Here is a 12,622-nt window from a genome sequence, read left to right as displayed (position 1 = left end):
AACCGAGCGCGGCGCTCTTCTCTTCTTTTTTCTTCACTTTGTGCACCGCGCGAACCGAGCGCGGGGCTCTTCTCTTCTTTCTGCGTCCCTTTGTGCACCGCGCGGGCGGAGCGCGGGGCTCTTCTCTTCTTTTTTCTTCACTTTGTGCACCGCGCGCACCAAGCGCGGCGCTCTTCTCTTCTTTCTTCTTCACTTTGTGCACCGCGCGAATCAACCAAACTATCACCCCACAAAAAAGAGGCCTCCAACACGGAAGCCTCCCTTAACCATTCTATTCGTTAATATATACTACTCTATTTTCGTCAGAGCTTTTTATAGCTGCTTCGATAACCTGAATCACTCGTGCACCTTCATAAGCGGAGACTGGAACAACTCCTCCTGAAAGGATGCTATCACGTAAAAGGTAATAATAAGTCAAATAGGAACCATGCTCGGTAACAACTTCTTCTGAAGATGTTTCTGTTAAGATTTTTCCATAAAAATGTGGTTGGTCTGAGCCAAAATCACGTTCTAAAGGACTTAATCCTGAACGCAGTTTATCTTCTTGACCATCAAGACCATATTTAATATAGCTTTTCTTGCTTCCATGAACTTGGTAACGTGGTCCACTTCCAGGAACAATAGAACCTGAATGGAGGATTACGCGTAGTTGATCATAAATAAGGACAAGATGGAAATAATCAACGGCTTCTGAACCTTCGCGCTGTGCCTGCACGTCTGCCATAATAGACTTTGGCATTCCAAATAACACTAATGCTTGGTCAATTAAATGGGAGCCTAAGTCGTAGAGAGTTCCTCCCCCTGGCTGAGCTTTCTCTTTCCAGCGATCTTTTACTTCAGGTCGGAAGCGATTAAATTGAGATTCAAATACAGAAACGTCCCCTATTTCTCCGGCTGAAATCAATTTTTGGACGGTTAAGAAATCATTGTCCCATCGACGGTTGTGATACACACTTAAAATAAGATTTTTATCTTCTGCTAACTTAGCAAGCTCTACTCCCTCGGAAGCAGAGATGACCATAGGTTTTTCTACTACAACGTGCTTTCCTGCTAGGAGACTCTCTTTAACCATTTCATAGTGTAAGTGGCTTGGGGTGGTTATGACCACTAAATCAATCAATTCATTATGTAGAAGCTCTGATATATCTTTCACCACTTCAATGTTTCCAAGGTCTTGTTGTATTTCTTCTACCCTAGATGAAACGACACTCGTTATTGTAAATTCTTTAATTTCTTTCAATAACGAAGCATGAAATGTTTTACCAGATAATCCGTATCCAACGATCCCAACGTTTATGTTTTTCAAATTACTACCTCCCATGTAACTATTTCCAAATTCGTTCGACTATCATTTTATCAGTAGAATCCATTATGCGCACTTGATATACATCAAGATGCTTTTCGACTAATGCTTTACCGTTATTATAGCTGCAAAGGCTTGTCCCTCTGAATGTCTAACCATATAAATAGTTTTCATCAATCCATTATCCCTTTTACAGGAATCTCTATTTCATCAAAGTCATAGACAACCTTTGTTACTGGAAATCGAGACTGCGCATCTTTCTCTAATTGCTCCGAGTCTTCTTTTGTATAACGAGAGCTAATGTGGTTTAGCAGTAATCGCTTAGCTCCAGCACGTATTGCTGTTTCTACTGCTTGACCACTTGTTGAGTGATAGAACTCTTTCGCCATCTCTTCATTTCCTGTTGAAAAGGTCGCTTCGTGGACAAGTACATCAGCATGACGGCTAAGCATGAGGGCATTTTCGCATGGTCTCGTATCCCCAAGAATCGTCACAATTCTTCCCTGCTTTTTCGGGCCCGTTACATCTATTCCGTGGACAATTCTTCCATCACTAAGCTCAATAGATTCTAGTGCTTTAAGCTTACGATATTGTGGGCCTTTGGGAATACCTAGCGATTCAAGTTTCTCCACTAATAGCTCACCCGGTCGGTCCTTTTCTTCAATACGAAAGCCATATGAAGGTAGCCCGTGCTCTAATAGAGCCGTGATGACTCTAAATTGGTCATCTTCGAAGATAATACCAGACTCTTCTATTTCTAAAATGTGGAGAGGGTATTTTAAGTAAGTTCCACTTATTTTTAATGACGTTAAAATGTATTCTTTAATTCCCCTAGGTCCGTATACAGTTACAGGGCTTTCTCCACCTTGGAAAGAACGACTTCCTAATAGCCCAGGAAGTCCAAATATATGATCACCATGAAGATGCGTAATGAATATTTTTTCAATTCGTCTTGGTTTTAAACTAGTATGTAAAATTTGGTGCTGTGTCGCTTCACCGCAGTCGAATAACCACACGGCTTTACGTTCTTGTAGTAACTTGAGGGCAAGGCTAGATACATTACGATGCTTTGCAGGCACACCTGCACCTGTTCCCAGAAATAATAGTTCCATCTGGATCACTCCTTCTTATGTTAGTGGTATCATATCATATTGAACAAAAAAAGGATGTAAATCGAGTAGATTTACATCCTTTTTCACTATGCCTCTTGTCTTTTTAACACTTCTTGCAAAGAGACTTTTTTTACCTTTCGCTTCGCCAACCATAGGGAAGTGTAATACGAAGCTAAAATGATCAAAAACCCGATAAAGAACGTGATAGGTGATATTGAAATGGGTAAGGCAAAATTTGTTTCGGCTGCGAAGGATTTTAACATCCCATCAATGCTTACCATTGCAAGCGGTACCCCTATGCAATAGGCCACTAGAACAACAGGAGTGTAAATATTTAAAATCCATTGACTCACAGTTTGATCTTCATATCCTATTACCTTCATTAAAGAAATAGTCGTTGTATTTTCATCTACAATTAAATTCGTGATTAATGTGATAATAATAAATCCGATCACAAACGCAAGACCAGCCATAATGAACAATGAATAATTCATAGGTCCCATCATACTTTCAAGCGATAGCATCATGTCTTTCTTACTTTCTATTTTAAAGATAGAATCAGACGGCTCTGGTTTTTCAGATGTCCATTCTCCCAAATATGATGCTGGCGGTAGTTCATTCCATTCATTTAATGTCTCAATATGGGTATAGGCCATTGTTCCGGAATACAATTCTGCAATCCCTACAACCTCAGTCTCTATCGTTTTATCACTTGTCGTCATTTCAAGCTCTATCAGATCACCTACACCTACACCTAAGGCAAGGCTTGAGACTTGGTTTAGAATGATTCCTTTAGAAAGTAACGGACGTAGATCTTCTTCCTCTTCATTCATTAAATGAAGAGTTGTGACGTCTTCAGATACTCCAAAAAGTTGAAGAGATACTTCTGAATCATGTTGTTTTTTCTATTTTTTGTTACAGTTAATACCTCTCCTTCTCCTAATGAAAAGTATTTGGATTTGAGCCTTGGCCTTCTTGGATACTACTATAATAAATGGCATAGTCATATTTCATTCCTTGATTGAAGGTTTTCTCTGTTAATTGATCCATTGAATTCATGGAAATAAACCCAAACATTAATAGCATCGTCGCGAAAATAATACCAAGCATTAAATACAGGATTCTCCCTACGTTTTTAGTTAACATACGGACTTTAAATCGAGTTTTAAAGCTATTAATAGAAGTTAATTGCAACCCTTTTCTTGAGCTTTTTTCCTGACGATTGGAACGAATTAAGTGTATTGGCAACTGTTTTACTTGCTTCTGGATAACAAATACACTCACACTTATGAGTAGGACAATCGGTACGATGATAGATAGGAGCAATGGGAGAACTGGAAGATCCCACTGAGTCAACACCGGCAGATTGAAATAAAAGGTATAGACATTTGTAATGGGTATGGATAGCACTAATCCAAGAATGATACCAAGTAATGAACCTAGAACAGCCACTACTAATGGATAAAGTAAGTACGCCCTCGTTAATTCATCTGATTGATATCCTAATGCTAATTGTGTACCAATTTGCTTTCGCTGAGTTTCTAATCTTCTTTTCACTAAGATGACTACCATTAAAAGCGCAATAATCCCAACGAAAAGGGGTAATACGGTCGTAAAACTTTTCGTGCCTTCAATTTCTGCTTCGATATACGAGATTCGCGGGTTATCCTCTTTATCCGTCCAACTTAATAGAGGACTCATGGAAGATACGGCTCCCTTCAGCATTGAAGCTTTAGGCTCCCCCTCCCACTTTCCTATATAGTAAGTACTAACGCCAGTTAAATCCTTCATACCTTCGCTTGTCATCAATCCAACGCCAAATGCATTAGGGTCTCCGATGATATCTGTTTCATTTTTTAATGAATAAATATAATCAGGTAAATATATCAGACCGCTAATCGTAAAATCTTGATTACTTACCGTAACGGTGTCTCCGACTTTTAACTCATTTGCACTAGCATACGTTGCTGCGACAGCAAGTTCTTTCGGACTGTTAGGTAACTCGCCACTTTCTACATGAGGAAGATTTACGGATTCTGGAAGTGAAAAGACTCGTATCGTACTATCCGCACTCACATCGAGATCTCGTTGAAGTCTTTCCTCCATGTGAACATCATAGTTTTCTTTTAACGTTGAAATTTCATCTTCTGTCAAAGCATCTGATACTGAAAAATGAAAATCTTCTTGCTCGTATTCTTCTTTAAATACAATACTACTGGTCTCAATTGTGTGAACGGCAGAGCTTAGCATCACATACAGTAATACACCAAACACGATTAACGTAACAACTCCACCATACTGAAGCTTGCTTTGCATCATATCTTTTACGATGCTTTTATGAAGCTTTCTCATACCCATTTCACCTGCTCAGCTGCAATTGGATGTTCATTCTCCTCCACCGTCAAAACCTCGCCACTTTTCATTTTCACAACAACGTGCGCCATTGCAGCTAATCCAGGATTATGTGTGATGATCATGACAGTCGTGTCATATTTCTTATTAATGTCTTGTAGTAATGTTAAGATTTTCTTCCCTGTTTCCTCATCTAAAGCGCCAGTAGGCTCATCACATAGCAATAGTTTTGGGTTTTTTACTAATGCTCTAGCGATGGCCACTCGTTGTTGTTCTCCTCCGCTTAGTTGATGAGGGTACTTATTCTTTTTATCCAGCATCCCTACTTTTTCGAGAACTTCGTCAATATTGAGCGGTTCCTTACTAATTTCTTTTCCTACTTCTACATTTTCCCTTACCGTTAATGTAGAAATTAAATTATACGATTGAAAGATGAAACCTATTTTATCTCGTCTGTATTTTGTTAAATGCTTTTCATTTAACCCAGAGATGTCCTCACCAAATACTTCAACAGAGCCACTATCAGCGCGGTCTATTCCTCCAATAACATTCACAAGCGTACTCTTACCTGAACCACTTGGTCCTAAGATGACTGAAATGGTTTTATCTTTTATCAACATTTCAACGTCTTTTAAAGCACGAACCTCTACATCTCCACTCTGATATGTTTTGTTCACAGCATGTAATAATATGGACATCAGTACAACCTCCTTAAGTAGCTTCCTCTTCATCATAATACAAAAATGGGATGGCTACAATAAAAATATGAAACATTTTTGTTAAATTTGTTTCATATTTTTGCTTGTTCACCAATTTTTCATTCCCTCGTTTGTTCTATTGCATAATAGTTGATAAATCAAGAAAGTAGCTATAAAATTAAGTACTTGTATGAGGATTTTTTTTAGGAATAATGCTATGCTAATATAGGGTAAATCCTTCATATAGGATAACGAATGAATATAAAGTGAGGTTCTTAACGTGACAAAATCAGATACACCTTCAAGTCTGATCATGATATTTGGTGCTACTGGAGATTTAGCGAAGAGAAAGCTATTCCCTTCTCTCTATCAATTATATAGAAAAGGTGAAATTTCTAAGAACTTTGCCGTTATAGGTGTTGCACGTCGTGATTGGTCTCATGATACATTTAAATCACATGTAAAAGATTCAATTCTAACTTCAATTGGAAAAGACGAGAATATTGATGAATTTGTTTCTCACTTTTACTATCAATCTCATGATGTGTCTGATTCTAATTCTTATGTGGAATTACGTAATCTCTCTAATGATTTGGATGAAAAATACGATCTTCAAGGCAACAGAATTTTCTATTTAGCGATGGCTCCTGAGTTTTTCGGAACCATTACAGAGAAGCTAAAAACAGAAGGACTAACTGAAACAGGTGGATATACTCGTTTAGTGATTGAGAAACCATTTGGTCATGATTTGCCTTCTGCTGAAAAGTTAAATGAGCAAATTAGACAGTCGTTTAGTGAAGACCAGATTTATCGTATTGATCATTACTTAGGAAAAAACATGGTTCAAAACATTGAAGCCATCCGTTTTGCTAATGCCTTGTTTGAGCCTTTATGGAATAACCGATACATATCTAATATACAAATTACTTCTTCAGAAACTTTAGGAGTAGAAGAACGCGGCCGCTATTATGAAAAAAGCGGGGCGCTTCGTGACATGGTTCAAAACCATATGCTACAAATGGTATCCTTACTAGCGATGGAGCCACCAATTAAATTAACAACGGATGAAGTACGAAGTGAAAAAGTAAAAGTATTCCGAGCTATGAGAGAAATGACCTCTTCAAATGTAGATGAATTTTTTATACGGGGTCAATACGACAATGGAGAAGTTCAAGGTACCAAGGTAGCTGGCTATCGAGAAGAGCCAAACGTTGATCCTAACTCCAATACAGAAACTTATGTTGCAGGAAAAGTATTAATTGATAATTTCCGCTGGGCTGGCGTTCCTTTTTATATTCGTACAGGAAAGCGCATGACAGCTAAAGCAACCAAAATTGTTGTGGAATTCAAAGAGATTCCTATGAATCTGTATTATCACCCAGAAAAACCACAGCATCCCAATTTATTAGTGATTCACATTCAACCAGATGAAGGTGTAACCTTACACTTGAACGCAAAAAAATCTGGTGACAAATTAAAAACGACTCCTGTTAACCTAAGCTACTCTAATAAAGGAATTAATGGAATCAACACTCCTGAAGCTTATGAAAAGCTATTATTTGATTGTATGAGAGGCGATGCCACAAATTTCACTCATTGGGATGAAGTAAAGCTTTCATGGAGCTTTGTTGATACGATTTCTACTTATTGGGAATCGACTCCTTCTAAGGAGTTTCCAAATTACCCAGCTGGCTCCATGGGGCCTAAGGCTGCTGATGAGCTTCTTGATCAAGACGGGTTCAAATGGTGGCCGGTTGATGAATTTGATGTAGACAATTGCTAAGGAGGAAATGATGATGAAATTATATGATGTAACTGCTCCCATTTTTCAAGGAATGCCTGTCTATAAAAACAAAGAAGAGAAGCAACCTAGTATACAGACGGTGACAAATGCTCATGTAACTGAATCCAGAATCTCTATGGATTTACATACTGGCACCCATGTTGATGCCCCTCTTCATATGATGAACGATGGGCAGACGATTGAGACCATTGAGCTAGAGCAACTCGTTCGACCAGTCAAAGTGTTTGATGTCACAAAGACTGAAGGAAAAGTATCTAAACAAGACCTTACATCGTTTAACATCGAAAAAAATGATTTTATTTTGCTGAAGACTAAAAACTCTTTTGATGATCATTTTAACTTTGAATTCATCTACGTGGCAGAGGACGCAGCTACCTTTTTAGTCGAGAAAGGCATTGCTGGTGTCGGAATCGATGCACTTGGAATTGAACGTGCTCAGGAAGGTCATCCTACTCATAAAGCATTAATGAGTAATGATGTTATTATTATTGAAGGCCTGCGCTTAAAGGATGTTCCTGAAGGCGACTATTTCATGATGGCCGCTCCATTAAAGCTTCGTGGCGTCGACGCTGCGCCGGCGAGAATTATCTTAATGGAACAAAATTAACAAGGTAAAATAAAAGCACACGAACTTCTAGTTGTTGCATAGAAGTTCGTGTGCTTTTTATAACACAAAGGCTCAGCTTGTAGGCTATTCTACAGATATATCTATAGTCGAATCATACATAGGACCATCTGTTGGAGTCATCCACGCTTTTAATGTATAATCCCCTGATTCTAAACCTACTTGTGTTATATCAATAGGGTATTCAAGCATTTCACCTTGAGCAATCGTCTCTTCACCCAACTGCTGCAGATAGGAAGTTACACTTGAATGTAAGTACACAACCTCCCCAGTTTCATTTGTAAGTTCAAAATCATACCGCTGGGAACTTGTAAATGAGAGAGGTATTTCATCTTCTGTTTGATTCTTTACAGTATATACGTATGTTAAATCTCCTGTTTCTTCTAACATAGACTCTACCTCCCCTGCAACAATTCCAGAATGACCATTTCCATTTTCCTCCTCGATTGTAGGATCTTCAGTCGTCCCACAACCACTTAACACAATCAAACAGAGTGATACCATATACATAAACTTTTTAAGCATCTTCACTTTCCCCCTATTGTTCCATTTATTTATTCATATAAATAGACGTAATTTAGTAAAAAACGTTACAAAGCATTATAAAATTGGACCTTAATATATGAATAGGAACCATCCTCAACTTGCATAAATATGACTGTTCATCTAAATTATACCATATCTCCCTATTCTCTTTTAGTCTTGTTTCTCGTTATCTTCCTGGTAATCTTGATAGGACAAGAGCAAAGGAGTGTGAAATATGATTTATTTAATCAAGGAAAGTGAGCATTATACGGGGAAGATTTGCGAGCTTGTTGCAATGTTATACTATTTTCGAGATGTATTACTAAAGGATATTAGCAGTTTAACTAGGAAAGAATTAGTGCATTAATTCTTCCTATTGCATTAATAGAATATGTACATCAAATCATCACCCTTGAGGAAAGAGACTTGGTTTCAGATGAATTACGTCAATGGGAGTTCGTATTATTCCTCGGAGAAAAAGCGAGAAATCAAATTCATAGTCAACCTCTTGAATATTATACCGACCTCTTACGTTCTATAAGAGAAAAGTCGATTATTGGACTCAGAAAGAAGAATGAAGATTGGTTATACGAAGAAAACGCTTGGGACAATGGTGTCACTCATAATAATTATTGACTATGGTATCACGTGATGGAAGATGAAATAAACCACAGGGGGCAGATTCGAATGCTTAAGACGATATTCTCTTTACAACATGTATCTTTAAGAAGCTAAGACACAGCCTCTTTTTAAAGCAGAAACACCGTCCAGGATGTATCTGGATGGTGCTCACCTCTCTTTGTACTGACTATTCTGAAGGATAAAATTCTACTGTCGTTCTAGCTCCCTCGTCATAAACACACTATTAGGGTCTTCCTTGTAGTCAGAAAATGGACCACACATTTGAAACCCATAATGTTTATACAATTCTCTTGCAGCATGAAAGGCATCCGTGGAACCCGTCTCTAGACTGATTCTCTCATATCCTCTTTTATTTGAAACATGTAATATATGTGCTACTATATTTTTGGCTACGCCTTTACGTACATGCTTTGATACTGTACGCATGGCTTTAATTTCTCCGTGCTTTTCATTGATCTCCTTTAACGCTCCACACCCAAGTAATTCATCTCCATCCCAAGCTGTCCAAAAGGTTATATCCGGTTGTTTTAGCTCTTCTGTATTTAATGCATGAATACTTTCTGGTGGAGAGTGATCTGCCATGCCTTGAAGATGTACTTTAATCAACTCTATCACACGTATGTCATGTAAAAGATCTTTTTTGATTTCCATATGAATCCCCCTAAAGTTGATTGATGCTTCTCCCTTACACTACCAATACTATATAAAACCAAAATATCCTCTACAATAAAAAAAGAGAACCTCCACGAATGAAAATAAGTTTTCTACGTTATTTGTATCTATTATTCATTTTCCTTTTTATACAGTAACTCGACTCACGATATCCCGTATCGTTCTACTATCCCTTGCTATTACACTTTTTGGGTTTTCTCCAAACCATTCTATAGAACACTCTATCTCCCCTACACTGTTGACCATTTCTATGAACGCATCATAATCAATTACACCATCAAATAAGGGTACCATACCTTCTCTGCTGCCGCTTGACGCATACACATTTGAAGGGTCAAAGACTGAGACATGTTCAGGAGATGAAATATTTTTTAAATGAATATGTCCAATAAAAGGCTTTAGCTTATAGAATGAAGCCATAGGTTCTGCTCCAGATTCCCATACATGAAGAACATCAAAATTAATTTTTAATGCTGGGTGATTTACTTCCTCTATAAGCTTTATGGTAGAAGGAATCGAATCTGCTAACGTATTGGGATGAATTTCAATTAATAAGAAAAAGCCATTCTCATCCATTAACTCACAAAGGCCTTTTAGCTTTTGAACGATTTCATTGCGTTCTTCACTTGTAGTCATCTGGCTACTTTTATTTCCAGCAAACGTTCTAATTTTAACCGTCTCACACGCATGAGCAATCGTCACTAACTTTTTAGCTTCTTTTAAAAGGTGCTCATATGAAGCTTCAAGGGATAAATAATCACTTAACATGGTGATGGAAAGATTGTGCTGGTGTAAAAGGGCAATTGGAATCCCCTTACCATCGTGATATAAGTTTTTTGCATGGGCACCCCACAATTCGATTCCATTAAGATGATTCTCTATAGCAAATGACACTAAATCTTCAATGGAAATTAACTGATGCCTAAATGAGATGGTACAAAGGGAAACATTCACTTTACCATGACCTCCTCTTGCACTGATTGTTGGCTTTCTTTCCACTGATGAAAACAATTCATTAAACCATGTTTAATTTGTGATTCTAAATGAAATTGATTGTGAATGATTTGATCAATTTCTGTTAATAAGGACTCTGATGGCATTCGGTCATACTTCATTGCTTTAAATTGGATTAGAGTATACCCCTTAACAAGTAGCTCAATCTTGTCACACCAAGTCTCAAACCAATCTTCGTCGAATCCTAATCTTACCCAGAAATAGGCGTAGGCATGCTCATATGCATATTTACGTATTGCTAATACTGGTAAATGACGCAGTGAATCTTTTAGACTAGGACGTGACGTTTCTGACTCCGAATCCACATAATTGTGTATGATTTTCTGTACAGCCTCGGTCATAGGATAAGTGTCTAACTTCATGCAAGTAGCAAAATAGGCTTCTACCGTAAGTTCGGTGGGAGGGACTAATTGTTCAGTTGAAAATATATACCCTCCTCCAACTGTGGGTTCTTCCATACTTTCAAGAATTCGTTCTTTCGAAACCTTGCCCTCCCAGCGGAAATCTGGATCCCACATAAACCAGCTCTCTTCATCGTCCATTTTCTCGACCATCACATAATGAGGGAACGGTTTAGTATGGAATTTATTTTCTCTTTCAGGTAAGTAAGATAAATCAATCATCACCATGATTTGTTCATATTCTTTTTTATGTTCAACTAAATCACATAAGTGAAGTTGATTTTCTTGAACCGATTTCGTTGGATCATACCATTTGACCAATTCAATTCCGTATAAGGTTTTATACCAATCTTTAAAAAATTCATGATTTGTATTAGGAGAATGATAGTGTAATACATGATTTTCTATGAAGAAGTCACTATCCCATACACCAAAGTAATAAGGTCTATGATCTACCCCTTCTGCCTTTTTTATGACTTCACACACGCAGCTTACAAAACAATGAACCTTTATCATCCTGTAACCTCCTGTTTCGCCAATAGAAAATCTACTAGACTCCCTACTGTTTGAAAGTTTTTTGGTTTTATATCTTCATCTGGAATCTGAAATCCGCCTTCCATCTCTAAGTGCAATAATAGCTCTAATAGCATAATGGAATCCAAATACAGGTCTTCATTTAAACGTGCTTCCTCTGAGAAGGATTCGATTGCTGATAATTCCATTTGAGTGTTCATAATGTCATACAGTAAAGAAAGTAATTGCTTTCGGCTCATCCAATCATCTCCCTAATCTTCCTTCTATTCACTTTACCGTTTGCCTCTCGCTCAATTTGATTTATTTGCTTCATCTCAACTGGCATCTGATGTGAAGCTAAATATTGGCTCATCCATTCTCGTAACTCTTGAGGTGTAATACTCTCACCAGTTGTTACAAAAGCACCATGTACCCGTTCACCAGCAATTGGGTGTGGCTTCTTAAACACTACCGCATCTTGAATGAAAGGATGCTTTAGCATAACTTCTTCAACGTCATATGGGTATACATTCAAGCCTGCCACATTAATCATGTCATCTTCTCTTGATATAAAAAATAAGTTTCCTTCTTGAATGTATCCTATATCTTTTGTTTCAGTTTCACCGTTTTCCAGCCTGACTATAATGGATGCCGGCGTTTCAATTGTGCCGCTTTCTACATTTACGTGTGAAAGTGGCATACCCACATTCCTTCTATCCTTCACGTTAGTATTAATGGAAATACATCCTACTTCTGAACACCCATATTGCTGGAGCACCCGCTTACTTTTTGACAGAATGGTCGTATAGCTTCTCTCGTCTAATATCGTTCCAGAGGTCATTACGTGATCTAAGTTCTCTCCATCTGATAAGAATCTAGTAAGGGTATAGAGTAATGGTGGTGAAGCATACAGCAAATGATTGGGATACTTCTTTAGCACTTGTAACATCGTTTTAGGGTT

At 37.8% G+C, this 12,622-nt stretch carries 15 protein-coding genes; 4 read left to right on the top strand and 11 right to left on the bottom strand.

Annotated features, from left to right (window positions below):
- Positions 1-271: 271 nt before the first annotated feature.
- From M44_RS10310 to M44_RS10290, 5 genes are all read right to left on the bottom strand, one after another.
- Positions 272-1,306, bottom strand: coding sequence for an oxidoreductase (locus M44_RS10310; protein WP_010173325.1), 1,035 nt, complete (start codon positions 1,304-1,306; stop codon positions 272-274).
- Between the two features lie 170 nt (positions 1,307-1,476).
- On the bottom strand, positions 1,477-2,415 hold the full coding sequence (gene rnz / locus M44_RS10305) for a ribonuclease Z (protein WP_010173323.1): 939 nt from the start codon (positions 2,413-2,415) through the stop codon (positions 1,477-1,479).
- 86 nt (positions 2,416-2,501) lie between these two features.
- Positions 2,502-3,248 carry an ABC transporter permease gene (locus M44_RS10300; RefSeq protein ID WP_029326837.1) on the bottom strand — a complete coding sequence of 249 codons (747 nt, stop codon included), beginning with the start codon at positions 3,246-3,248 and terminating at the stop codon, positions 2,502-2,504.
- A gap of 106 nt (positions 3,249-3,354) precedes the next feature.
- Positions 3,355-4,767: an FtsX-like permease family protein gene (locus M44_RS10295; RefSeq protein WP_029326836.1), complete on the bottom strand. Its 1,413-nt coding sequence runs from the start codon at positions 4,765-4,767 to the stop codon at positions 3,355-3,357.
- On the bottom strand, positions 4,764-5,465 hold the full coding sequence (locus M44_RS10290; RefSeq protein WP_010173321.1) for an ABC transporter ATP-binding protein: 702 nt from the start codon (positions 5,463-5,465) through the stop codon (positions 4,764-4,766). Before M44_RS10290 ends, M44_RS10295 begins: the two co-directional genes overlap by 4 nt.
- 280 nt (positions 5,466-5,745) lie before the next feature.
- Between M44_RS10290 and zwf the strand changes: the two genes are divergently transcribed.
- Both zwf and M44_RS10275 read left to right on the top strand, forming a co-directional pair.
- Positions 5,746-7,248 carry a glucose-6-phosphate dehydrogenase gene (zwf, locus tag M44_RS10280; protein WP_010173317.1) on the top strand — a complete coding sequence of 501 codons (1,503 nt, stop codon included), beginning with the start codon at positions 5,746-5,748 and terminating at the stop codon, positions 7,246-7,248.
- 13 nt (positions 7,249-7,261) lie between these two features.
- The gene (locus M44_RS10275) at positions 7,262-7,876 is read left to right on the top strand and encodes a cyclase family protein (RefSeq protein WP_010173315.1); all 615 of its coding nucleotides are present in this window, start codon (positions 7,262-7,264) and stop codon (positions 7,874-7,876) included.
- Between the two features lie 84 nt (positions 7,877-7,960).
- On the opposite strand, the gene M44_RS10270 is transcribed toward M44_RS10275, so the two are convergent.
- Positions 7,961-8,419, bottom strand: coding sequence for a BsuPI-related putative proteinase inhibitor (locus M44_RS10270; protein WP_010173313.1), 459 nt, complete (start codon positions 8,417-8,419; stop codon positions 7,961-7,963).
- 235 nt (positions 8,420-8,654) lie between these two features.
- Between M44_RS10270 and M44_RS28985 the strand changes: the two genes are divergently transcribed.
- Positions 8,655-8,786 (top strand): hypothetical protein, encoded by a 132-nt coding sequence (locus M44_RS28985; RefSeq protein ID WP_010173312.1) that lies wholly within the window; start codon positions 8,655-8,657, stop codon positions 8,784-8,786.
- A gap of 59 nt (positions 8,787-8,845) precedes the next feature.
- The gene (locus M44_RS28200; protein WP_010173301.1) at positions 8,846-9,055 is read left to right on the top strand and encodes a hypothetical protein; all 210 of its coding nucleotides are present in this window, start codon (positions 8,846-8,848) and stop codon (positions 9,053-9,055) included.
- A gap of 192 nt (positions 9,056-9,247) precedes the next feature.
- Here the strand turns inward: M44_RS28200 and M44_RS10260 are convergent, their stop codons facing one another.
- The 5 genes from M44_RS10260 to M44_RS25275 form a co-directional block, all read right to left on the bottom strand.
- Complete coding sequence (locus M44_RS10260) at positions 9,248-9,712, bottom strand: GNAT family N-acetyltransferase (RefSeq protein ID WP_010173299.1); 465 nt, start codon at positions 9,710-9,712, stop codon at positions 9,248-9,250.
- 147 nt (positions 9,713-9,859) lie between these two features.
- On the bottom strand, positions 9,860-10,687 hold the full coding sequence (locus M44_RS10255) for a sugar phosphate isomerase/epimerase family protein (protein ID WP_010173297.1): 828 nt from the start codon (positions 10,685-10,687) through the stop codon (positions 9,860-9,862).
- Complete coding sequence (locus M44_RS10250) at positions 10,684-11,664, bottom strand: DUF6005 family protein (RefSeq protein WP_010173295.1); 981 nt, start codon at positions 11,662-11,664, stop codon at positions 10,684-10,686. The genes M44_RS10255 and M44_RS10250 overlap by 4 nt, the downstream gene beginning before the upstream one ends.
- Positions 11,661-11,921, bottom strand: a complete 261-nt coding sequence (gene asbD, locus M44_RS10245) for a petrobactin biosynthesis protein AsbD (protein ID WP_010173293.1) — start codon at positions 11,919-11,921, stop codon at positions 11,661-11,663. The genes M44_RS10250 and asbD overlap by 4 nt, the downstream gene beginning before the upstream one ends.
- Positions 11,918-12,601, bottom strand: coding sequence for an AMP-binding enzyme (locus M44_RS25275; RefSeq protein ID WP_237705263.1), 684 nt, complete (start codon positions 12,599-12,601; stop codon positions 11,918-11,920). The genes asbD and M44_RS25275 overlap by 4 nt, the downstream gene beginning before the upstream one ends.
- Between the last annotated feature and the right edge of the window lie 21 nt (positions 12,602-12,622).

This window comes from Bacillus coahuilensis m4-4, from assembly GCF_000171615.1.
In the GTDB taxonomy this organism is placed as follows: Bacteria; Bacillota; Bacilli; order Bacillales; family Bacillaceae_K; genus Bacillus_T; species Bacillus_T coahuilensis.
This window is presented reverse-complemented; position numbering and strand designations above follow the sequence as displayed.

Excerpts from the sequence above, each read along its gene's own strand:
- asbD (WP_010173293.1), bottom strand. The coding sequence starts at position 11,921 with ATGAGCCGAAAGCAATTACTTTCTTTACTGTATGACATTATGAACACT.
- M44_RS10295 (WP_029326836.1), bottom strand. The coding sequence starts at position 4,767 with ATGAGAAAGCTTCATAAAAGCATCGTAAAAGATATGATGCAAAGCAAG.
- rnz (WP_010173323.1), bottom strand. The coding sequence starts at position 2,415 with ATGGAACTATTATTTCTGGGAACAGGTGCAGGTGTGCCTGCAAAGCAT.
- M44_RS10250 (WP_010173295.1), bottom strand. The coding sequence starts at position 11,664 with ATGATAAAGGTTCATTGTTTTGTAAGCTGCGTGTGTGAAGTCATAAAA.
- M44_RS10260 (WP_010173299.1), bottom strand. The coding sequence starts at position 9,712 with ATGGAAATCAAAAAAGATCTTTTACATGACATACGTGTGATAGAGTTG.
- M44_RS10275 (WP_010173315.1), top strand. The coding sequence starts at position 7,262 with ATGAAATTATATGATGTAACTGCTCCCATTTTTCAAGGAATGCCTGTC.
- M44_RS10290 (WP_010173321.1), bottom strand. The coding sequence starts at position 5,465 with ATGTCCATATTATTACATGCTGTGAACAAAACATATCAGAGTGGAGAT.
- M44_RS10270 (WP_010173313.1), bottom strand. The coding sequence starts at position 8,419 with ATGCTTAAAAAGTTTATGTATATGGTATCACTCTGTTTGATTGTGTTA.
- M44_RS10300 (WP_029326837.1), bottom strand. The coding sequence starts at position 3,248 with ATGAATGAAGAGGAAGAAGATCTACGTCCGTTACTTTCTAAAGGAATC.
- M44_RS28985 (WP_010173312.1), top strand. The coding sequence starts at position 8,655 with ATGATTTATTTAATCAAGGAAAGTGAGCATTATACGGGGAAGATTTGC.